The organism is Haloplanus sp., assembly GCF_028275055.1.
Classification (GTDB): Archaea; Halobacteriota; Halobacteria; order Halobacteriales; family Haloferacaceae; genus Haloplanus.
Genome location: NZ_JAQCNJ010000020.1, coordinates 43,376 through 64,035, shown reverse-complemented (window position 1 = coordinate 64,035; position 20,660 = coordinate 43,376). Strand labels below are relative to the sequence as shown.

Here is a 20,660-nt window from a genome sequence, read left to right as displayed (position 1 = left end):
GTTCGGCCTCACTCGTCTCGGCGTCGCCGCATCTCCTGTCGGGTGAACTGTGGCCGAGCCGTGACGCCCTGTTTGCGCCGGAGCGACCGGTAGAGCAGGCCGCCGACCGGGACCGTTATGACCGCGGCGACAACGGCCGCCTCGGGCGTCTGGTTGAACGAGTAGAGAATGGCCGTCGAGAGCACCCCGACCGCCGCGAGAATGCTGTAGGCGATTCGTTTTGCGAGTCGATCCAACACGTCGTTTTCCCCGTCGAGTTGGACCTGTATCGTGAGGTCATCACGCTTGACCCGGTCGAGAACGTCGTCGAGTTTCGGCGGGACGGTCACCAGCGAGCGGGCCGTCTCCTCCAGTTGGTCGCCGACCGACTCGACGGCCTGTCGGACGCCCTCCTCGCGGTACCCCTGTTCGGTGAGGTAGTCGGTGGCGACGCTGATGAAGTCGAAGTCAGGGTCGAGGGTGACACACACCCCCTCGACGACCGTTGCTACCCGCAGGATGAGCGCGAAGTTCCGTGGCAGTCGGAGGGGGAACTCGTAGATTGTGTCCTCGACCTGCTGGATCACCTGCTGGACGCGGTACTGCTCCAGATCCTCGCCGCGAACGTCCGCGATGGCCAGTTCCATCACGTTACCCATCACCTCGCGGTCGGCCTCGGGGCTGAGCGTCCCCATCTCGATCATCGCGTCGAGAATGCCGTCGATATCCTGATTGGCGACCGAGATGTAGAAGTCGATGATCTTCTCCTGGAAGAAGGCGTCTACACGCCCGCTCATACCGAAGTCGTAGAAGATGATCGCGCCGTCGTCATCAACCGACAGGTTTCCGGGGTGTGGGTCGGCGTGGAAAACGCCGTCTTCGACGATCATTTGGAGGTAGATCCGCTGGAGGCTCTCAGCGAGGTCGGTCCGGTCGAGCCCCTTTGCATCGAGTGTCTCGATGTCGTTGATCTTGGTGCCGCCGATATACTCCATGACGAGAACGCGTTCGCCCGATAGGCTGTCGACCGCGGTCGGGATACGGATCCGGTCGTTGGTTTCGAAGTTCCCCCGAATCTCGTTGAGCATCCGCCGCTCGCGGCTGTAGTCCATCTCCTCTCTGATCGTGTCGGAGAACTCGTCGGCGAGGTTCGACAACGAGAATCGGCGCGCCTCGTCGGTGAACCGCAGGAGGATCGGCAGAACCCACCCGACCGCCCGCAGGTCGGCCTCGACGAGGGGCTCGATCCCCGGCCGTCGAACCTTGATCGCCACCTGATCGCCGTCGTAGGTCGCGCGGTACACTTGGCCGAGGCTGGCCCCGCTGATGGCGTCCCGCTCGAAGTCATCGAACATCTCGTCGACCGGTCCGACCTCGTCTTCGAGAACCGGCCGTGTCTCCTCCCACGGCGCCGGCGGCACGTCGTCTTGGAGTGAGGCCAGAACCTCGATGTACGCCGGCGGCAGAATATCCGGCCGGGTCGACAACAGCTGACCGAGCTTGATAAACGTCGGCCCGAGGGTCAAAAGCGAGTTCAGCAGCCGATCGGCCCGTTCTCGCTGTGTCCCCGGATCGACGCTCCGACCGCTCCCGAACAGGAGAAACCGCCGCTGGTCGCGGGCGTACGCGAACAGAAGCGGGAGGAACTGGTAGACGACCAGGACGAATCGCCAGTATGCACGGAGATTGACCAGCGTGACCACCCGGGCTTACGCGTCCTCGATCGGGACGGACTGCTCCGGTGCGGCCTCGTACTTCGGGAGACGGAGTTTGAGGACGCCCCGCTCCATCGACCCCTCGGCCCCCGCCCCCGTTGCGTCCGGCGGCAGCGGGAGTTCGGCGTCGAGAAAGAGCGAGCGGTCCTCGCGAACGTACTCGAACGAACCGGGGAGGGCCTTCTCGCGCCGAGCCTCGATGTTGAGCCGTCCCCTCTCGACCCGTGCGTCGACCGTCCCGGCGGCCGCTCCCGGCAGGTCGAGGACGAGGAGGTAGGCGTCGTCGCTCTCGAGCAGGTCCGCGAACACCGCCTCGGGGAGGTCCCGAAGCGCGTCCCGCAGTGCTGACATGGTCTCCTGTAGGGTCCGGGGATCGAAAAAGGCCGCGGTGTGTCGTGCCGACCCGGCGCGGTCGCCCGGCTACGGGTTTTTGTGTCCCCGAATGCAAAGACGGGTATGAGTCACGACAACCTCGAACACGCGGGATTCAAAGACCGCACCCGCGTGGCCGAAGCCCTCGACACCGTCCTTGACGCGGTCACGGGCCACGACCGAACCGAACGGGTGGCCATCGGCAGAGCCGACGGCCGGACGCTCGCCGAGACTGTGACCGCCCCCCACCCCGTCCCGGGCTACGATCGCGCCGCCATGGACGGATACGCCGTCCAGGCCAGCGACACCTTCGGCGCGACGGACCGCTCTCCGACGGTCCTCCGCGAAGGCGAGGGCGACGTTCGTTCCGGCGATGCCGTCCGTGTCCACACCGGGAGCGACCTGCCGGCGGGCGCCGACGCCGTTGTCATGATCGAACAGACCGAGACCGTCGGCGACGAAATAGAGGTGTTCGACGCCGTCGCCGAGGGTGAAAACGTCGGCGACGTCGGCGAAGACGTGGCAGAGGGCGAGAAACTGTACGAGCCGGGACACCGCCTCCGTCCCTCCGACCTCGGTCTCCTGAAGTCCGTCGGCATCGAGCGAGTCGAGGTGTACGATCACCCCACCGTCGGTGTGATCCCGACGGGAGAGGAACTCGTCCAGCGCAACCCCGACCCCGGCGAGGTGATCGAGACAAACGGCCTAACGGTCTCGCAGTTCGCCGACCGCTGGGGCGCAGTCCCCACGTACCGCAACGTCGTTGACGACGACCCGAACGCCATCCGGGCCGCGATCCAGCGGGACCTCGCAAAAGACGTCGTCGTCACCACGGGCGGCTCCTCCGTTGGCGAGCGCGACTACACCCCCGAGGTGGTCGACGACATCGGCGATGTCCTCGTCCACGGCGTCGCGTTGAAGCCGGGTCACCCCGTCGCGCTCGGCGTCGTTGAGGAGACACCGGTCATCATGCTGCCGGGCTACCCCGTCGCCTGTATCGTCAACGCCGTCCAGTTTCTCCGGCCCATCCTCAAAACGGTCGGCAACATGCCCGTCCCGTCTCACCCGACCGTCGAGGCCAACCTCGACCGAAAGATATCCAGCGAACCCGGCACCCGGACGTTCGCTCGGGTTCGACTGGTGGACGACGACGATACCGACCTGCCGACCGCCGAACCAACCCGCGCCAGCGGTTCCGGCGTTCTTTCAAGCGTCGCGCTCGCCGACGGCTGGGTCGTTGTCCCCGAGAAGCGGGAAGGGTTCGACGCCGGCGAGACGGTGGTGGTCGAGGACTGGGAGTGGTCGGCGTGAGCGACCGGAGACAGTTCCGCGATCTCGCCTCCCCCGACGAGGCCCGCGAGGCGATCCGGAGCCTCGATCTGACGCCGGTGGCGGAAACGGTCCCGCTTGCGGAGGCACGGGGGCGTGTTCTCGCCGACCGCGCCGACGCCACCCTCGATGTCCCCGGGTTCGACCGCGCGAGCGTCGACGGCTACGCCGTCCGCGCCCGCGACACCTTCGGTGCCGACGAGGCCGATCCGGTCGTTCTCGACCACGTGGGAACGGTTCACGCCGGGGCCGAACCGGACGTGACCGTCCGGGAGGGCACCTGCGCGGAGATATCGACCGGCGCGGTGTTGCCCGACGGGGCCGACGCGGTCGTGATGGTCGAGCGGACCGACGAGATCGACGCCGGCGTGGCGATCCGCACGTCTGTCGCGCCGGGTGACCGCGTCATGTTCGCGGGCGCGGACGTTGCCGCCGGGTCCCGGGCGTTCGGTCCCGGAACCCTGATCACGCCCAGAGAGATCGGCCTGTTGTCGGCGCTCGGCGTCGACGAGGTGCCCGTCCGTGGCACGCCTACGGTCGGCATCGTCTCGACCGGCGACGAACTCGTCCGTCCAGGCGACGACCTCAACAGCGAGGCCGGTCAGATCTACGACGTCAACTCCTACACCATCGCCGCCGGCGTTGAGGAGGCGGGCGGCGAGGCCGTTCTCTACCCCCACGCCGGCGACGACTACGACGAGATGGAACGCCTGCTCGTCGAGGCCGCCGACGAGTGTGACCTCGTTCTCTCGTCGGGGTCGACCTCCGCGAGCGCCGTCGACGTGATCTACCGCGTTATCGAGAGTGAGGGGGAACTCCTGCTCCATGGCGTCTCGGTGAAGCCGGGCAAGCCGATGCTCGTCGGCCGGCTAGAGGACTCGGCGTACGTCGGCCTCCCTGGCTACCCCGTCTCCGCGCTCACCATCTTCCGCACCTTCGTCGCGCCGGCGATCCGGTCGGCCGCCGGCCTCCCCGATCCGCGGACGGCGACCGTCGAGGGCCGGATGGCCGTCCAAGAACGGTACGGTGAGGGACGAACCCGCCTGATGCCTGTCGGTCTCGTCGAAGCCGACGGCGACACCCTCGTCTACCCCGTCGACAAGGGTAGCGGGGCGACGACGAGCCTGGTCGAGGCCGACGGCGTCGTTGAGGTGGACGCAGACACCGCGTACCTCGCCGAGGGCGAGGACGTGACCGTTCGACTGTTCTCGCCCGACGTGCGCCCGCCGACCCTCCTCGGTGTCGGCGAGGACGACCCCGCGCTCTCCCGCCTGCTCGACCGACTGGAACGCCCGCGCTACCTCGACGTGGGGAGTCGGCAGGGTCGCCGCCGCCTCCGCGACGGTGTCCCCGACGCCGCCGTCGTCTCCGGACCCTCCGACCGCGACGTCGACGCCGTCGACCTCGGTGGGTGGACCCGCGAGTGGGGGATGGTCGTCGCTCCCGACGCCGGCGTGTCCGGGGTCGTCGATCTGATCGACGGTGACTACCGCTTTGTCAACCGGAGCGGGGACTCCGGACTCCGGGCCAGTTTCGACGCCGAACTCGACCGTGTCGCCGCCGATCGCGGTGTCGACCGTCGGGACCTCACCGACGCCATCGACGGGTACGACCTGACGGTCAAGGGGTTCGAGAGCCCGGCCCGAAAGGTGCTCTCGGGGGCGGCCGACGCCGGCCTCGGCCTCCGGGCCACCGCCGCGGCGCTCGACTGTGACTTCGTTTCCCTCGGTGTCGAATCCGTCCGCGTTCTCGCCAATCCGGAGCGGAGAGACAAGCCCGGCGTCTCGGCACTGGAACAGGCGCTCGATTCGGGGCTCAACGACGCGGTGGCGTCGCTCCCGGGGTTCGACCTCGACTGACACCCGATCAGTCGTCTCCGGCCGCCGGAGGTCGCCCGATACCTCGGAGTTCGTCCAGACTCCGAACCCGGTAGTCGCCAAGCACACACCGGCCACGGCGGTCCGGGCCGTGGCGCTCGACGTGGACGCCGTCGAGACCGGCGTTCCACGCCGCGCCAACGTCGTTTGGCCCGTCGCCCGCGAGAGCGCCCGCCGCCTCGTCGTCGACCCTGAGGTCGGACATGGCGTGATACACCGGTGCAGGGTCGGGTTTCCACCCCAACTCGCCCGTACACATCACGACCGTATCGAACCAGTCGTGGATGTCGAGGCGGTCGAGCACCGGCGCGGCGAGATACTCCTGGCAGTGCGTGACGAGGCCCACGGGACGGTCGAGGTCGGCGACAAAGGCGGCGTCATCGTGGAGATACGTCGCCTCCACGCGTGCCGCCGGGTCTTCGGCCTCGTGGAGGGCGGCCCAGAACGCGTCCGGGTCGATCCCCCACTCGCGGAGCTGTGGGGTTCGTTCCCCGGAGAGACCGTGCCAGAGCACCTCGATTTCGCGTTCGGAGAACGAACGGCCGAGACGGTCGCCGACGCGGTCGAACACCGACCGGGCGTAGGCGGGATCCACGTCCACGAGCGTCCCGTCGAGGTCGAACAGCCAGAAATCGTAGGCGTGTGCGACCATTCGTTCGTGGCTATGCCGGGCCGGAACAAGTGTGTTCCGACGTGATTCTCAAACGGGGAGAAAGGCCGCGGGTGGTCGAGGGAGTCACCGTTCCGATAGCCCACTCCGAACGGTCGGTCAGTTCTGTGGCAGCCGGAACACGTCGGACCCGCACCCGCAGGGCGGGCGGGGATGGAAAGTGGACGCCGGTCGATCCGCGGCCCTACTCGATCCGGTCGGGGTCGACACCGACCGACGGTGGATCGAGCCGGACGGTCACGCGGAAGACGTACGCCGCCATCTCACCGCCCGCCACCGAACGGGACCGTGTGTCCGTGGTCTCCCCCGGCCATGCCACACACCTCTTGACTGGTTGGACACCGCCGTCGCGCCGTGTCAGGCGGGTTACCGTTACTCCTCCCCGAGCCGTTCGAGAACGTGTTGCGGGACATCGTCGCGGTTCAGGTCCACCCCCTCGCGTGGAACCTCCGTCTCCGGCGGCGTCGGTCGGTCGCCGCCGAACTCCGGGTCGAAGAGTTCGAGCGCGGTCTGGATCGTCGTCCAATCGTCCTCTGCGGCGGCGTCGCGGAGGCTCTTTGTCGGCGCGGCGAGCAACTGCCCGACGAGTGCGTCCGCCAGTGCCCCGACAGTCTCCCGTTGCTCGTCGGTCAACCCGCCCTGTGATTCGAGCTGTGAGATGGCGGTCCGGACCTCGCGTTCTTTCACCATCTCGGCGCTCTCGTACATCATCCCGATTGCTTCGTCTGCCTGCTGGCGCTTGAACGAGTCGAGGAGGCGGTCGAGTTCCTTGTCGATCATCCTTTCGACCCGTTCGGCGGCCTCGTGGCGACGCTCCCGCGTCTCGTCGGTGATCCGCTCCAACGAGTCGATGTCGAAGGTGTCGATGGGGCCGACCGTCGCCACCGTCGGGTCGACATCCCGTGGCTGTGCGAGGTCGATAACGAGCGTCGAGCCGGCGTCGTCGAGGTCCGACCGGTCGAGAACGTACTCTTGGCTGTCTGTAGCGGTGATGAGTACGTCCGCCCGCTTCGCGGCCACGGCCGCCTCGTCGAGTCCAACGGCTCTCCCCGTCGTCCGGACCTCGTCAACGAGGCTGGCGGCACGGGACACCGTCCGATTCGCGACCACGAGGTCGTCGACTCCTGTCCCGTCGAACGCCCGGACTGCGAGTTGGCCCATCTCCCCCGCACCGACGACGAGTGCGGTCGCTCCGTCGAGGTCACACTCCCGCGAGGCGAGTTCGACCGCAGCACTACCCAGCGACACGACGCCCTCGTTGATCGTCGTCTCGGTTCGGGCGCGTTCGCCGACGTGGATCGCCTTCGTGATCGCCGGTTCGAGTAGCGGGCCGATGCCGCCGATACCACGTGCCTCCTCGAACGCCGTACGGAGTTGGCCGATGATCTGGTCCTCGCCGAGGACGAGCGATTCCAGTCCCGTCGCAACCCGCATCAGGTGCCGAAGGCTGGTTTCGTGGTCCATCTCCCGGACCGCTCCGTCGGGAACCGACGAGACAAACGCCGAAAGCACCGCTCTGCCGGTCGGCGCGTCGTCGGTGACGACGTACGCCTCCACTCGATTACACGTCCGGATGGTGAACGCCTCGTCGACCCCGTCGTTTACGAGGAGATCCCGCACCGCCGTCGACGCGTCGCCGTCAACGACGGACTCGATCTCGTCGATGGTTGCCCGCCGATGGGAGACAGATACCCCGCGGATGACACCCGTCTTCACAGTTGATCACCGGTTGACACGTCGATCACACGCCTCGGTTCTGACTGGGATTCGTCGCCGCTCTATCTACCCTCTGCCGTTGTCGTCGGCCGCTCGTCCACGCCGTCGACGTCGCCGCTCCGAGCCGACCGGAAGCGGTCGAGGACGCCGACCGACGAGTCCGCTCGGTCCGTTGCATACACGTCTCTCATGTGTACTGTGTAATAAAAGCCTCGTCGTCTTCCGACGGCCGGAACCTGTCCACCTGCGACGTCCTGTCGGCGGGTACAGACTTCGCCGGTGCCGGCGGTACGTCTATGATCAGTGATACCTTTCTGTCGAAGCTCGCCCGCGACCGCGAGCCCCGTTCCAGCGGTGTCATCGGCCGCCTCGGGTAGCTACGACTCCCGCGTCGCCGTCATCCCGTCGTCGTCGAGAACGACACTCGTCACCTCGTGCCCTCGCTCGCGGATGGCCTCGACAAGCGCCGCCTGATCCACGTCGGCCTCGTAGTAGAACACGATGTCGAAGGTGCCATCCCGGAGGAGTTGCTGACACTCCCAGACGAACGTGTCGTCTTCGACGGTCAGCCCCTGAAACTGGTTCGAGGAGAAGTCGGTGTCGTCGTTGCCGGCGTAGATGTACGTCTCCCCCGCCCCGGCGTGGGTCGCGATGACCTCGTTGAGTTCGACGGTGAGTTCGTGCATTTCGAGGTCCTCCTGGCCCGTGAGGTCCGTGTGGACGATCACGCCGGATAGGTCGATCTCGCCGGGTTCGAGCAACGCCTTCGTTCGTCGGTAGAGATCCTCATCGAGTACACCGGACTCGTTCTCGCTTTCACCTTCGCCCTCGCCTTCGCCTTCGCTCATACACGTCAGTGAGCGTGGCGCGGCTTTACCGATGACGGTTTCGGCGGGCGTCAGCCGAGTCGCTCGTCCAGAATGAGTCGTGTCTTCGTGTTCTGTACCTCGTCCAACCCCCGCGTTCTCGTGATCAGTTCGTTGACGGCGTTCGTGTCGGTCGCGTCGACGACCATGACGATGTCCTCCTCGCCGGAGACCTGCCAGACGAAATCCACCTCGTCCCATTCCGCGAGGCGACCGGAGACCGCCGTGGTGTCGACGTCGACGGCGACGGAAACCTCCACCATCGCCTTGACGTTGCCCGTGCGCGTCGCCACGGTGAACCGCTCGATGATCCCTTCGTCGACCAGTCGTTCGACCCGGTTTCGAACCGTGCCCTCGGAGGTGCCGACTCGGTCCGCAATCTGCGTGTACGGTGCCCGCGAATCCCGACGGAGGATGCTCAGGATCCGCCGGTCCAGATCGTCCATGCCACCGCGTTGTTGCGGGGACGACTTACCGATTGCGAATTTCGTAACTCAGCTTCGAAAGCAAGGCTTATTTGCCGTGACTTTCTGTGTATCTCGTAATGTCGGACGCCTATCTCGCTCTGGAAAACGGCCGCGTCGTCGAGGCGCGTGGCCGTGTTCCGGGTCGGAGCCGTGGTGAACTGGTCTTTACGACCGCCTACACCGGATACGAGGAGAGCCTGACGGATCCCTCCTACGAGGAGCAGGTGCTCACGTTCTCCTACCCCCTCGTCGGGAACTACGGCGTCCGAGCCGAGCGATTCGAGTCCGATCGGGTCCACCCCCGGGCGGCCATCGCCCGCGAGTTCACGGAGGCGGTCGTCGAGTGGCTCGACGACGAGAGCGTTCCCGCCATCGACCACCTCGACACCCGTGACCTCGTTACCTTGATCCGAGAGGGGGGTGCGATGAAATGTGGGCTAGCGGTCGGCCCGGACGCGACGCCCGAGGCCGCCCGCGAGGAACTCGCGGCCTGCAAGGGGATGAGCGAACACGTCGACATCGGCGCACAGGTGAGCGTCGCGGAGCCGCTTGTCTACGAGGGCGGCGACGCCGCGACGATCGCGCTGATCGACTGCGGCGCGAAGGGGTCGATCGCCGAGTCCCTTCTCGACCGCGACGCCACCGTCCACGTCCTGCCGTACGACGCGACGCCCGGAGACGTTGAGGCCGTCGATGCCGACGTGCTCTTTATTTCGAACGGTCCCGGCGACCCCGAGAACTTCGAGGCCGCCGAGGCACTCGTCGCCGAATTTCTGGGTGATCTCCCCATCGCGGGCATCTGCCTCGGTCAACAGGTCGTCGCCAACGCCCTCGGTGGCAGCACCGAGAAGATGGACTTCGGACACCGTGGGGTCAACCAGCCGGTCCGTGATCTCAACTCCGGCCGGGTCGTTATGACCACCCAGAACCACGGCTACACCGTGGGCGACCTGGGCGACCGCCTCGACGTGACGCAGGTAAACGTCAACGACGGCACCGCCGAGGGCCTCGCAAACGACGATCTCGGCGTTCTCACCCGCCAGTACCACCCCGAGGCCCACCCCGGTCCCAACGACTCGCTCGACTTTTTCGAGGACGTGCTCGATCTGGTGGAGACCGACACGACGGTCGCCACCTCGGACTGACGCCGGGTCGTCGACCTTCTTTGAGTCGGCTTCTGACTCTAGCCGTCCCGACGAGCACCCCAACACCGGCAGAACGTCGAACGCCAGAGCCGACGGCTTCGACGGGCCGGACCGACGGGAGGATCGTGTCGGGAACACCGCTTGGGTGGATGAGAGCGCGGCTGCCGGCCGCCAGCCGCCGGCCGCCGGCAGTCGGCTGTTTGACCACTTCCATACCTCATCGAGGCCTCGCCCGCCCTACACCTTCGGCAGGTTTTTGACCCGACTCGCGCAACTCCGTGGCATGGTTACGGTCAGGGCCCCCGCAACGAGTGCGAACCTTGGCAGTGGGTTCGATGTCTTCGGCGCGGCCCTTGCCCGACCGGCGGATATCATCCGCGTCGAGAAGGCCGACCGGACGACGATCGACGTGACGGGGTACGGCAGCGAGTTCATCCCCGAGGACCCGGAAAACAACACCGTCGGCGCGGTGGCGGACGCCCTCGACGCCCCGGCTCACATCCGGATCGACAAGGGGATCAGACCCTCCTCGGGGCTGGGCTCCTCGGGTGCCAGCGCCGCCGCCGCGGCGGTCGCGTTGAACGAACTGTACGACCGTGGGCTCACGCGAACGGAACTCGTCCCGATCGCCGGGCAAGGGGAGGCGACCGTCTCCGGTGAGGTCCACCTCGACAACGTCGCGCCCGCCCTGCTTGGCGGGTTTACAGTGGCGACCGGCAGGGACGTGACGACCGTCGACGCCGACATCCCCCTCGTCGCCTGTCTCCCCGAAATCGCAATTTCGACGCGTGACGCCCGAGATGTCGTCCCCGCGGGGGCGACGATGGAACAACTCGTCTACACCGTTGGCCGCGCCGCCACCCTCACCACGGGGATGTGCCGGAACGATCCCCGCCTCGTCGGCAAGGGAATGCACGACCGCCTCGTCACACCGGCACGGGCCGACCTCATCTCCGGCTACAACAACGTCCGCGAGGCGGCGCTTTCGGCGGGCGCGACCGGCGTCACCGTCAGCGGTGCCGGTCCGGGGATCCTTGCCGCCTGCTACCCCGGCGACCGCAAGGCGATTGCGGCCGCCATGGTCGAGGGCTTCGAAGACGTCGGCGTCGACGCGCGCGCCTATCAGACGAACATCGGTCGTGGCGCGACGTTGTACTGACGGTTCCGGCCCGTCTCACTCCCGCTCAAAACAGTTCACCTCTCGTAACGGCGGTTCACGGCCCTCGGTCCGGTTGATACCGCTCAGACGCCCCGGCCCTGTAGCTTTTCTTCCTCGGGCATGTCGGCGTTCGACTGGCCTTTCATCCCCTTGCCGACGTTCGTCGCGATCTCGGCCAGTCGGTCGGGGTCGTCCCAGTTGTTGACCGCCTCGACGATGGCCGTTCCCATCGCCTCGGGGTTCTCGGCACCGAAGACACCGGAGCCGACGAAGATACCGTCACAGCCGTGATGCATCATGAGCGCCGCGTCGGCGGGCGTCGCGATACCTCCGGCGGCGAAGTTGACGACCGGGAGACGACCCATCTCTGCCGTCTCGTGGACGAGGTCACGGGGTGCGCCGTGTTCGCGCGCCCATCGCTCACGCTCCTCGTAGGCCATCCCGTCCAGTTTTCGGATCGCACCTTTGATCGCCCGCTGGTGGGTGACCGCCTGGTTCACGTCGCCCGTTCCGGCCTCACCTTTGGTGCGGATCATCGCCGCGCCCTCGTCGATGCGGCGGAGCGCCTCGCCGAGGTTCCGTGCTCCACAAACGAACGGCGCGGTGAACTCCCGCTTGTCGATGTGGTAGTCGTCGTCGGCGGGCGTCAGCACCTCGCTCTCGTCGATCATGTCCGCGCCCGTCGCTTCGAGAATCTCGGCTTCCTTTGTGTGGCCGATGCGCGCTTTCCCCATCACCGGGATCGACACCTCCTCCAGAATCTCGGTCAGGGCGGCCGGATCGGCCATCCGCGCGACGCCGCCGCGCTTGCGGATGTCCGCCGGAACCGATTCGAGGCTCATCACCGCCACCGCACCGCAGTCCTCGGCAATGCGGGCCTGTTTCGCGGTGACGACGTCCATGATGACGCCGCCCTTCTGCATCAGAGCGAAGCCGCGTTTCACCAGTTCCGTTCCCCGCCGCAACTCTTCAAGATCAGCCATAATTCATATTACGGTGGGATCCACTTAACCCCAGTCTTTCGGTAGATGTTGCCATCGCCACCGATTTACCCATCCCCGCCATCATATCAGCTGATGGCTTCCGGGTCCGGCCCCCAATCACCGTCCGACGCCGACCCTGCGACCGGCCGCGTCCGCTCGGTTTTGGTCGGCGACGGGCTCCCGGACCCCGACCCGCTCCCACGGTGGCTCGCACCTCTGCCCCGCGCCGTCGAGAACCTCGGCCTCTCGCTCGTGTGGCTCGTTGTCGGGATCAACCTCGTCGGTACCGCCTTCGGATTCTGGTACTATCGCTTTCAGTTCGCGGCCGAACCCTTCGTGATCTGGCCGCTCGTTCCCGACAGCCCCGTCGCGACGCTTTTTATCGGTCTCTCGCTCGCTCTCTGGAAACTGGGCCGGTCAAACGAGGTGGTGAACGCCCTCGCCTTTTTCGGTTGTTGGAAACTCGGTCTCTGGACGCCGTTCGTTCTCGTCGCCTTTGCCGACGGCTTTCTCGCGACAACCCCGCTTCCGATGTACGCGTTCCTTCTGGGGAGCCACCTCATGATGGTCGTCGAGGCGTTTCTTATTCACCGTTACAGCGACTTCCCCGTTGGCGCCGTCACCGTCGCCGTCGTGTGGTACGGTCTGAACGACGCCGTCGACTACTTCATCCCCCTCGTTGGAACGCCCCATCACACGCTTCTCCCCGGCCAGCGGATCGTCGACGGGTCGATCACCCACCTCTCGCCGGTCCACGAAATCGCCGCCACGGGCGCGGTCGTTCTGACGCTCACGGCGACGTTTCTGACGCTCGCGACACGGGTGAAGAAACTGGAATCCCGGGGGTAACCGGTCCCGTTCTGTCCCGTCAGACCACCTCTCGTCGCTCGGTCGTGGTCACCGTCCGCTCGTCGGAGTCTATCGTCGTCCGGACCGTGATCCAGCCGCCGGATCGCTGGATCGCGTAGGCCTGGGTTATCGACAGATCGACCCGCTCCGTTCCCGTGTACGACTCGCCCGCGTCGAGGTCGCCGATCGGTTCGCTGCCCTCCCAGACCACGTCGCCGTCGGTTCCGTTACCGGCGTAGATCCGGGTGTAGACGGTCACGTCCGCCGCTCCGGCACCCTCGCTCGTCAGCGTCGTTGTCACGTCTCGACAGGTCTCTCCACAGGACTCGATGCGGTCGATGTCGAACGCGAAGGAGGGCTCGGCGTCGGCTGTCCCCGCGTCGTTCGCTCCGTCACCGGATCCTGCCCCCGAGTCGGCCGGCGTCTGCGTCGGGAACGGGTCGTCCGTCGACACCGCGTCGCCGTTCCCGCCGCTCCCGGCCCCGGACGCACTCACGATGATAACGCCCGTGACGACGACGGCAAACACCACGACGGCACCCACCGCGATGGAGCGGTCGCGCACGGCCCGCTCACCCCACCATCCCGGCGGCCGCGTGGTCTACGCTTCCGTCGTTGTCCCCGTCCGTTGTCGGCGTGGCGGCGGCGGCGGTCCGTGCGGTCGCGTTCATCATATCCTGACAAACGGGTCCCGGCCGCATATAACGTACCGGCGCTCCCCCCGAATTTCGGGCGATTCAACCGGATTAAATCGCGTTCGCTAACCGCTCCCCGCGGGCATACGGTTATCCCTGTTGCCGGTCTGGTGTGTGTATGTCCGCGTACGATCGTCTCGCCGACCGCACCCTCTCGATCGATACGACCGCCCGCACCCGCCACGAACGCGAGACGTCGAGTGATTTCACCCGCGTGACCACCGTCTTCGAACTCCACGGCGACGGTGTCGTCGGACGCGGCGAGGACGTGACCTACGACGCCGAGGACCACGACGCACTCTCGGCCGTCCCCGACGACACGTTCACAGACGCCCTCACCGGAACGTGGACGTTCGACGAGTTTTCGACGGCGCTCGACGGTCTCGATCTCTTCCCGACGAAGTCGCCGGAACGGCCCTCCGCCCGCCATTATCGGCGTTGGGCGCTGGAAAGCGCTGGGGTGGACCTGGCGCTGAAACGGGCGGACACCAGTTTTGCCGAGGCCCTCGGGCGTACCCGGGATCCGGTTGAGTTCGTCGTGAGTACCCGCCTCGGCGATCCACCGACGACCGACCGCGTCGACTCGATCCTGGCTCGCCACCCTGGCTTAGGGCTGAAACTCGACCCGACGAGCGACTGGACCGACGACGTTGTCGACGCGCTCGCGGCGACCGACGCGGTACAGGTGCTCGACCTGAAGGGCCACTACACCGGAACGATGGTCGATCAGTCGGCGGATCCGGCGCTCTATGACCGTGTGATCGAGGCGTTCCCGGACGCGGTTATCGAGGACCCGGCGGTCACCGAGGCGACCCGACCGATCGTCAACGGGGCCACCGACCGCCTCTCGTGGGACGCGCCGATCACGAGCGTCGAGAGTGTCCGCGACCTGCCGTATCGCCCCCGGTGGCTCAACATCAAGCCCTCCCGATTCGGCACCGTCGAGTCGTTGCTCGAAACGACCGAGTACGCCCGCGAGAACGGTATCGTCTGCTATGCCGGCGGTCAGTTCGAACTTGACGTGGGTCGAGACCACATCCAGACGCTCGCGGCGACGTTCTTTCCCGACGCGCCGAACGACGTCGCCCCCGGCGGCTACAACCTCCCCGACCTGCCGGCCGACCTGCCCGGGAGCCCGCTCCGTCCCGACCGGGCGGCTCGCGGCCTTGATTTCTAATCCGCGCTCGACCCGTCGCCGCTACCGGCGTGGGCGCGCACCCAGAGTTCGCCGATCCGCGAGAGACGCGTCCGGTAGGACTTTCCCTGTTCCTCCTGTTCGATATACCCTTTTCCTCCGGGACCGAGACGGTCGACGTTGTAGATCACCTTCGACCGGAAGCTGTCGGTGTACTCCTCGCCGAGTTCGGCGGCGAGCGCTTCCGCCAACTCAGAGACGGACTCGAATTCGCCCCGTTCGCCGAGTTCGAAAAGGATCACCTCCTCGAACGGTTTGACGTTCGAGAAGGAGGCGACCGGCAGTTCGACGATGTGGTCGTCGCCGATGCGCTTTGCCCCGATTGTGGTGCCGCGTTCGTCGAACTCGTCGAGCAGCGCCGTCGTTCCTTCGAGGCGCTCCCGGAGGCGAGCCTCCCCGTCTCCGTCGTCGCCCTCCAGCAGATCGGACAGAAGCTCCCGGTTCGCCCGTAACTCCTCCGCCAGCTCCGTCTCTAGGTACTTTTCCGGCGCGGTGTAGTAGGTGTGGATGCGGTCACGGTCGGCCTGTCGTTCGAGCGTGATCGAATGAGCGGCCGTGGCGAAAGCAAAGCTCACCGGTCGGGGCATCGAACTCACGTTCACCCACACCTCGCCGTCCGGCGCGCCCTCGTCCAGTTGATTGTTGATGAGGTCGTATGCGTCCTCGAAGGCGGCGTCGTAGTCGTACACGTCCTCGATGACGACCCGCCGTGTCTCGGCACCGAGCAGGTTGCGGAAGTCCTGTTCCAGTTTGGCCGAGATGTTCCGCGAATACTCCACGTTGGCCTCGCTCCCCACCGCGCCCTCCAACAGGATGACGCGGTCCACGTCGAACTGGTCGCGGATCAGCGGCGCGATCAGCCGGTCGTAGTCGAACCCGACCGGGACGATGTGGGTGTTCATACGTGGAACGTGTGGCCGGCATTTATAAAAAGTACAAGTCTCAGGACCGTCGCTTCGTGCGTCGTTGACCCGTGTCGCCGCGCCCTCAACGAGCCGTGTGGCCTCAAATGTAAGACCGAGTCACCCACATGTCAGCATACTGCCGCGTTTGGGGCACGAACACCGGCGGGCCACAAGCGCGGAATCAGGCGTGTCTTCGCCGGTTCGGTACCCCCGAGGGTAAACTCTCGATGATGTTCAGATGCCGGCACACGCCCAATTTTTAATCAAGTGAGTCATCGTAGGGATTGATTAACGAGGATCTGTTGTATAAGTTACAATGGGTATCCGCACGGTTCTCATGCGATTATTTTCTAACGACAGTAACGTAATCGGGGAGTGTCGCCGGTGTGGAGCAAACGTCGAACCGGACACGGACGAGTGTCCCGAGTGTGGGTCGAATGAGGTCGGACGGTACAGGATCGATTAGCCCGTCGCGTCCGGGTGCGTTCGGTGTGTCGGCACCCACGAGTCCCACATCGTCATCCACGACGGTGGTCACGCTCCCCGCCTGCCGGTACGATTGATCAGGCGTCTCTCACCCACACGTCGTCGCCCACCCTGACCGTCCGCCCCCGCGATGTCTCGGGAACCCGTGAGATGAGCATAACCGTGTAAAAATGCGGGAAGGCGTCGCGGTCGGCCCACTCGGGAAACGTCGCCTTCCGGCGCTTGACGAACCGCTCACGGAAGCCGGGGAGCGGGTCACCCGTCTCCGGGTTGCGGCTGGGAACGACACACCGTGCGCAGGGTTCGACGCCCTCGAATCGGACCTCGCCGTCGGGACCGTCGACGACGAATCCCGGCGCGTCCGTGCCGACGGTTCCGGACTCCGCCCGGGAGTCAGGTGCATCCCGCTCACCGACGAAACGGTCCTCCCAGAACGCGGGGACGCCGCCGATCTCGACGTTGGCCCGGAGCCGGCGACGCGCACCCTCGACGCTCATGCCGTCGAACCACGACGCCACGTTCTCCAGTGTCGCCGTACTGATCACCGACGGGCCGGCGTGGGGACGGTCGACAAATGCCGGCGGTTCGTGCCGACGACACTCCACGTCATCGCCGATGAACCCGCTGAACCACTCGCTCGCGGCCTCACGGCCGTCGCCGGTCGAGAGGTCGAACTCCCGACGGCCGCCGGTGTTCGGGTCGACGGTCAGGGTTCGGGTTTCGGAGTCAAACGTCGTCCGGAGGTCGTGGAGTCGGTCGGTTTGTTTGCCGTTGTAGGTCAGTGTTTGCATCTGCTCACCCGTCTCGATCCGGTCGGCGGTGGACTCACACATGGCGAACTCGCGGTCGCCAGCAACCGTTCCGGACCCCGATATCCGCACCGAATCGGCCTCCGTCCGGTCGAGCCCTTTCACCGGATACCGCCTGAGCCGTTCGATGCGGGCCATGTGGGTCGGCTACACGCCTCGGCGACATAACCGTTGGTACGACCACCCCGGTGCCCCGCGACCCTCGAAGTACGACAAGTATTTCAGCGCTCCCCGAAAAGTATATGAGTGTGCATGGGGCCGCCCATGGACTCATCATCATCACCCCCACGAGGGGATTATCAATGGACGACACAGCCAAATACCTCATTCACGCATCCATTGCGGCCGACGGCGTCGTTGAGCGAAGCGATGTCGTCGGCGCCGTCTTCGGGCAGACCGAGGGTCTGCTCGGCGACGACCTCGACCTTCGGGATCTCCAACAATCCTCGAAGGTCGGTCGGATAGACGTACAGGTAGACAGCGAGAACGGACAGTCGTTCGGACATATCACAATCGCGACAAACCTCGACAAGGTCGAGACAGCCATCCTCGCGGCGTCGCTCGAAACCATCGACCGTGTCGGCCCGTGTCAGGCGTCGGTCGAGGTGACGGACATCGAAGACATCCGCGAGGCCAAGCGACGAAAGGTCATCGACCGCGCAAAGGAACTGCTCGCGGGGTCGTTCGACGAGAGCGTCATGGACTCCTCGAAGATCCTCAAGGAAGTTCGTGAAAGCGTCCGAATCGACGACATCACCGACTACCACGGCCTGCCAGCGGGGCCACGGGTGGCCGACTCCGACGCCATCATCGTCGTCGAGGGTCGGTCAGACGTGCTGACGTTGCTCGGATACGGCATCAAAAACGCCGTCGGCGTCGAGGGGACGAACGTTCCCGACGCGGTGGCCGGCCTCACCGAGAAGCGGACGGTCACCGCCTTTCTCGACGGCGACCGTGGCGGCGAACTCATCCTCCGGGAACTCGCACAGATCGGCGATGTCGACTACGTCGTTTTCGCCCCCGAGAACCGGTCGGTCGAGGACCTCAACCACCACGAGGTCATGTCCGCGCTCCGCGATAAGACGCCGTACGCGGAGTTTGAGGGAGCCGACGACCTCTCGACCCCCGGTGACCCCTCGGCGGCCGCCGACGCCGACGGCTCGCCCCGGTCCACCGAGTCGACGCCGACGACCGCAGTCCCGGCCGGTGACGGGTCCTCAGACCCCGATCCAACTCCCGACTCCGACCCCGACCCCGGATCCGGTTCCACCCCGTCGCCGTCGGAGACACAGGCCGCGAACGCCGATTCCGACGGCGCTGTGGCCGACGAGCGACCCGAGAACGGGAGTGCGGACGACACGGACGACACGGACGACACCGATGACGCCGACGGCGCCGACGACGCCAGCGACGTCTCGACACTCGGGGAACACGTCCGTACGGCCATCGAGGGAGAGACCGGAACCGCCCGTCTCCTCGATGACGACTTCGAGCTTTCCGAAACCGTGCCGGCCGATGAAGCCTTCGACGCGGTGTCAGACGCCGAGACGACGCCCTACGCGGTCGTTTTGGACGGCATGGTGACCCAGCGACTGCTCGATGTGGCGGCTCAGCGCGGGGTCGAACACATCGTCGCACGATCCGCCGACGAGATGGTGAAGACGCCCGTCGATGTCCGTGTTCGAACGGTCGACCAACTCGCGATGGTCGACTAATCCCGTCGATACAACACCGCGTCTCCCCGTTGGAAAAAGCCCGGAAGCCGCCGGACTCGCTCGAAGCCACAGTCCCGGTACAATGCCCGTGCTGCCTCGTTGCCGGGCGCGACGGTCACCGTGACGCTCCCCTCGGAACCGGCGACATACGCCGACAACAACGCCGCTGCCCGTCCCTCTCGTCGGTGGCCAGGGGCGACGACCAGCTCTGCGACGTACGCCGTCCCGTTGCCGGGCACTGCGAGCAGGTAGCCGGCCGGCCGGCCGGCCTCGGTCGCCGACACCAACACCTCCACCGGTGAGGCGACGGGGTCGCTCGCCCACGCGTCCAGCAACCCGGGACTCGGCTCCGGGAGTCGCGACTGAAGACGGACGAGCGCGGGCTCTTCGGCCGGCGTCGCCGGACGGATCACAGCAGGACAGCGGCAAGGGCGACGCTCACGATGGCACCGGCAAGCGTGCCGAGAAAGTTGACCGTCTGGTTGCCGACGCGGCCGCCCTCGAGTGTCGCACCGAGAACGCTGTCGACGGTCATCCCGGCGACGCCGCCACAGACGACGGCCGCCGCCGCGAGCGCGGGTCGGTTGAACACGAACAGGGCGACGGCGACGACGGCGATGATGCCGGCCCCGGCGACGCCGACGAGATACCCCTGCCACGTGATCCCGCCGTCGGTACCGGGGTCGACGTGTTCAAGCGTCGTAATCAGCCGTGGGCGATCGAACAGGACGCCGATTTCGCTCGACAGCGTGTCGCTCATTGCGGCGGCGAGCGATCCGGTGAAGGCAAACCGAAAGAGCGTGCCGTCGACCGGGACCCCGGCGCTCGCGGCGAAGCCGATAACGGCCATCAGCGCGACGGCGGCGTTACCGAGAACGTTCCCGCTCCCCCGCGCCCCCTCGTTGTCCTCGGCGACACCCCGTGACCGTTTCTCGTCGTATCGGTATTTGGCGGAGAGACCACCGACCCCAAAAAATGCGATGAGAACGGCGAACCACCCGAACCCGCCGAAGACGATGGTAAGCAGACCGAGCAACACCCCGGTCACCATCCCCGGCACGGACGCGGTGCCTGTGCGGTAGGAGACGTAGCCGAGGGCGACCGTCACTCCGAGGGCGACGCCGACCTCCTCGAACCCCGGACCGACACCGATACCCTCGAACAGCCAAAGCAGGAGGCCGGTCGACAGCATCACGATGGGGTCGTCGCGTTCGAACAGCATCGTCCGTATGAGCGCCGCCACGAGCGAACCGGCCGCGGCGAGAAAGGCAACGGTCGGCACCGGCCGGACCGAGCCGAGCGTCCACCCGACGACCAGTTGCCCGGCGACGGCGGCGGCGAAGGCGGCGAGGCTGAAGCCGGCAACAACGCGGAACGGATCGGTGTCCACCTGCTCGACGGCGCGCGCGCCGAGGTTGCCGTAGCCGACGACCAACACCGCCGCGACGAAGACGGCCGTCGGCATCGACGCTCGCGGGGCCGTTGAGAGGACCGCGAGTCCCGTGGCGGCCAGCGCGAACCCTGCCAGCCCGTTGAGGCGGCCGTCCCGGCGGTCCTGTGGCCGGGCGAACAGGTCGAACAGCCGCCCCTCGTTGATCACGAACGCCGCGAGAAGTGCTACGACGGCAAAGGGGGCGGCCACCGCACGTCCGAGTTCGGGGGCGGCGAGCGCGAGCGTTCCGACGGCCGCGAACCCTCCCGCCCGCCGAAGGGTGGACGTCACACCCA

Annotated in this window: 21 protein-coding genes; 7 read left to right on the top strand and 14 right to left on the bottom strand. The window is 66.6% G+C overall.

The genetic code is table 11. From position 1 onward, the window contains the following. Positions 1–8: 8 nt before the first annotated feature. Both Q0925_RS02680 and Q0925_RS02675 read right to left on the bottom strand, forming a co-directional pair. Positions 9–1,682 (bottom strand): ABC1 kinase family protein, encoded by a 1,674-nt coding sequence (locus Q0925_RS02680; protein ID WP_299331654.1) that lies wholly within the window; start codon positions 1,680–1,682, stop codon positions 9–11. A 6-nt stretch (positions 1,683–1,688) separates the two neighbouring features. Continuing rightward, positions 1,689–2,045, bottom strand: a complete 357-nt coding sequence (locus Q0925_RS02675) for an Hsp20/alpha crystallin family protein (RefSeq protein ID WP_299331651.1) — start codon at positions 2,043–2,045, stop codon at positions 1,689–1,691. A 105-nt stretch (positions 2,046–2,150) separates the two neighbouring features. On the opposite strand from Q0925_RS02675, the gene glp reads away from it, so the two are divergent. Both glp and Q0925_RS02665 read left to right on the top strand, forming a co-directional pair. After that, complete coding sequence (gene glp, locus Q0925_RS02670; RefSeq protein WP_299331649.1) at positions 2,151–3,377, top strand: gephyrin-like molybdotransferase Glp; 1,227 nt, start codon at positions 2,151–2,153, stop codon at positions 3,375–3,377. Further along, entirely contained in the window at positions 3,374–5,254 is a 1,881-nt protein-coding gene (locus Q0925_RS02665) for a molybdopterin biosynthesis protein (protein ID WP_299331646.1), read from the top strand. Before glp ends, Q0925_RS02665 begins: the two co-directional genes overlap by 4 nt. A 7-nt stretch (positions 5,255–5,261) precedes the next feature. Here Q0925_RS02665 and Q0925_RS02660 read toward each other — a convergent pair whose 3' ends face one another. From Q0925_RS02660 to Q0925_RS02635, 6 genes are all read right to left on the bottom strand, one after another. Next, entirely contained in the window at positions 5,262–5,924 is a 663-nt protein-coding gene (locus Q0925_RS02660; RefSeq protein ID WP_299331643.1) for an HAD family hydrolase, read from the bottom strand. Positions 5,925–6,314: 390 nt separating this feature from the next. Continuing rightward, positions 6,315–7,658 (bottom strand): glutamyl-tRNA reductase, encoded by a 1,344-nt coding sequence (hemA, locus tag Q0925_RS02655; RefSeq protein ID WP_299331640.1) that lies wholly within the window; start codon positions 7,656–7,658, stop codon positions 6,315–6,317. Between the two features lie 62 nt (positions 7,659–7,720). Continuing rightward, a complete protein-coding gene (locus Q0925_RS02650; protein WP_299331637.1) occupies positions 7,721–7,849 on the bottom strand; it encodes a hypothetical protein in 129 nt (42 codons plus the stop codon). Further along, positions 7,846–8,019, bottom strand: coding sequence for a hypothetical protein (locus tag Q0925_RS02645; RefSeq protein ID WP_299331634.1), 174 nt, complete (start codon positions 8,017–8,019; stop codon positions 7,846–7,848). The genes Q0925_RS02650 and Q0925_RS02645 overlap by 4 nt, the downstream gene beginning before the upstream one ends. A 16-nt stretch (positions 8,020–8,035) precedes the next feature. Continuing rightward, the gene (locus Q0925_RS02640) at positions 8,036–8,506 is read right to left on the bottom strand and encodes a DUF5778 family protein (RefSeq protein ID WP_299331631.1); all 471 of its coding nucleotides are present in this window, start codon (positions 8,504–8,506) and stop codon (positions 8,036–8,038) included. Between the two features lie 50 nt (positions 8,507–8,556). Next, positions 8,557–8,970 (bottom strand): Lrp/AsnC family transcriptional regulator, encoded by a 414-nt coding sequence (locus tag Q0925_RS02635; protein WP_299331628.1) that lies wholly within the window; start codon positions 8,968–8,970, stop codon positions 8,557–8,559. Between the two features lie 98 nt (positions 8,971–9,068). Here Q0925_RS02635 and carA point away from each other — a divergent pair, with 98 nt between their 5' ends. Both carA and Q0925_RS02625 read left to right on the top strand, forming a co-directional pair. After that, positions 9,069–10,136 carry a glutamine-hydrolyzing carbamoyl-phosphate synthase small subunit gene (gene carA / locus Q0925_RS02630; RefSeq protein WP_299331626.1) on the top strand — a complete coding sequence of 356 codons (1,068 nt, stop codon included), beginning with the start codon at positions 9,069–9,071 and terminating at the stop codon, positions 10,134–10,136. Between the two features lie 283 nt (positions 10,137–10,419). Then, positions 10,420–11,295: a homoserine kinase gene (locus Q0925_RS02625; protein ID WP_299331623.1), complete on the top strand. Its 876-nt coding sequence runs from the start codon at positions 10,420–10,422 to the stop codon at positions 11,293–11,295. Between the two features lie 83 nt (positions 11,296–11,378). Here Q0925_RS02625 and pdxS read toward each other — a convergent pair whose 3' ends face one another. After that, positions 11,379–12,278 (bottom strand): pyridoxal 5'-phosphate synthase lyase subunit PdxS, encoded by a 900-nt coding sequence (gene pdxS / locus Q0925_RS02620; protein WP_299331621.1) that lies wholly within the window; start codon positions 12,276–12,278, stop codon positions 11,379–11,381. A 93-nt stretch (positions 12,279–12,371) separates the two neighbouring features. Here pdxS and Q0925_RS02615 point away from each other — a divergent pair, with 93 nt between their 5' ends. Further along, positions 12,372–13,127 (top strand): DUF1405 domain-containing protein, encoded by a 756-nt coding sequence (locus Q0925_RS02615; protein WP_299331619.1) that lies wholly within the window; start codon positions 12,372–12,374, stop codon positions 13,125–13,127. 19 nt (positions 13,128–13,146) lie between these two features. On the opposite strand, the gene Q0925_RS02610 is transcribed toward Q0925_RS02615, so the two are convergent. After that, the gene (locus tag Q0925_RS02610; protein WP_299331616.1) at positions 13,147–13,692 is read right to left on the bottom strand and encodes a hypothetical protein; all 546 of its coding nucleotides are present in this window, start codon (positions 13,690–13,692) and stop codon (positions 13,147–13,149) included. A 248-nt stretch (positions 13,693–13,940) separates the two neighbouring features. On the opposite strand from Q0925_RS02610, the gene Q0925_RS02605 reads away from it, so the two are divergent. Beyond that, positions 13,941–14,999 (top strand): hypothetical protein, encoded by a 1,059-nt coding sequence (locus Q0925_RS02605; RefSeq protein WP_299331613.1) that lies wholly within the window; start codon positions 13,941–13,943, stop codon positions 14,997–14,999. Here Q0925_RS02605 and Q0925_RS02600 read toward each other — a convergent pair. Both Q0925_RS02600 and Q0925_RS02595 read right to left on the bottom strand, forming a co-directional pair. After that, complete coding sequence (locus tag Q0925_RS02600) at positions 14,996–15,919, bottom strand: DUF6293 family protein (protein ID WP_299331611.1); 924 nt, start codon at positions 15,917–15,919, stop codon at positions 14,996–14,998. The two genes, Q0925_RS02605 and Q0925_RS02600, sit on opposite strands and share 4 nt — an antisense overlap. A 566-nt stretch (positions 15,920–16,485) precedes the next feature. Continuing rightward, on the bottom strand, positions 16,486–17,355 hold the full coding sequence (locus Q0925_RS02595) for an MOSC domain-containing protein (protein ID WP_299331609.1): 870 nt from the start codon (positions 17,353–17,355) through the stop codon (positions 16,486–16,488). Positions 17,356–17,519: 164 nt separating this feature from the next. Here Q0925_RS02595 and dnaG point away from each other — a divergent pair, with 164 nt between their 5' ends. Beyond that, on the top strand, positions 17,520–18,932 hold the full coding sequence (gene dnaG / locus Q0925_RS02590) for a DNA primase DnaG (RefSeq protein WP_299331606.1): 1,413 nt from the start codon (positions 17,520–17,522) through the stop codon (positions 18,930–18,932). Here dnaG and Q0925_RS02585 read toward each other — a convergent pair. Beyond that, complete coding sequence (locus Q0925_RS02585) at positions 18,929–19,345, bottom strand: GNAT family N-acetyltransferase (RefSeq protein ID WP_299331604.1); 417 nt, start codon at positions 19,343–19,345, stop codon at positions 18,929–18,931. The two genes, dnaG and Q0925_RS02585, sit on opposite strands and share 4 nt — an antisense overlap. After that, on the bottom strand, positions 19,342–20,655 hold the full coding sequence (locus Q0925_RS02580; RefSeq protein WP_299331602.1) for a DUF92 domain-containing protein: 1,314 nt from the start codon (positions 20,653–20,655) through the stop codon (positions 19,342–19,344). The genes Q0925_RS02585 and Q0925_RS02580 overlap by 4 nt, the downstream gene beginning before the upstream one ends. Positions 20,656–20,660 lie beyond the last annotated feature (5 nt).

Coding starts and splice junctions, on each gene's coding strand:
- Q0925_RS02675 (WP_299331651.1), bottom strand. CDS start 2,045: ATGTCAGCACTGCGGGACGCGCTTCGGGACCTCCCCGAGGCGGTGTTC.
- glp (WP_299331649.1), top strand. CDS start 2,151: ATGAGTCACGACAACCTCGAACACGCGGGATTCAAAGACCGCACCCGC.
- Q0925_RS02660 (WP_299331643.1), bottom strand. CDS start 5,924: ATGGTCGCACACGCCTACGATTTCTGGCTGTTCGACCTCGACGGGACG.
- Q0925_RS02650 (WP_299331637.1), bottom strand. CDS start 7,849: ATGAGAGACGTGTATGCAACGGACCGAGCGGACTCGTCGGTCGGCGTC.
- Q0925_RS02645 (WP_299331634.1), bottom strand. CDS start 8,019: ATGACACCGCTGGAACGGGGCTCGCGGTCGCGGGCGAGCTTCGACAGA.
- Q0925_RS02640 (WP_299331631.1), bottom strand. CDS start 8,506: ATGAGCGAAGGCGAAGGCGAGGGCGAAGGTGAAAGCGAGAACGAGTCC.
- Q0925_RS02635 (WP_299331628.1), bottom strand. CDS start 8,970: ATGGACGATCTGGACCGGCGGATCCTGAGCATCCTCCGTCGGGATTCG.
- carA (WP_299331626.1), top strand. CDS start 9,069: ATGTCGGACGCCTATCTCGCTCTGGAAAACGGCCGCGTCGTCGAGGCG.
- Q0925_RS02625 (WP_299331623.1), top strand. CDS start 10,420: ATGGTTACGGTCAGGGCCCCCGCAACGAGTGCGAACCTTGGCAGTGGG.
- pdxS (WP_299331621.1), bottom strand. CDS start 12,278: ATGGCTGATCTTGAAGAGTTGCGGCGGGGAACGGAACTGGTGAAACGC.
- Q0925_RS02615 (WP_299331619.1), top strand. CDS start 12,372: ATGGCTTCCGGGTCCGGCCCCCAATCACCGTCCGACGCCGACCCTGCG.
- Q0925_RS02605 (WP_299331613.1), top strand. CDS start 13,941: ATGTCCGCGTACGATCGTCTCGCCGACCGCACCCTCTCGATCGATACG.
- Q0925_RS02600 (WP_299331611.1), bottom strand. CDS start 15,919: ATGAACACCCACATCGTCCCGGTCGGGTTCGACTACGACCGGCTGATC.
- Q0925_RS02595 (WP_299331609.1), bottom strand. CDS start 17,355: ATGGCCCGCATCGAACGGCTCAGGCGGTATCCGGTGAAAGGGCTCGAC.
- dnaG (WP_299331606.1), top strand. CDS start 17,520: ATGGACGACACAGCCAAATACCTCATTCACGCATCCATTGCGGCCGAC.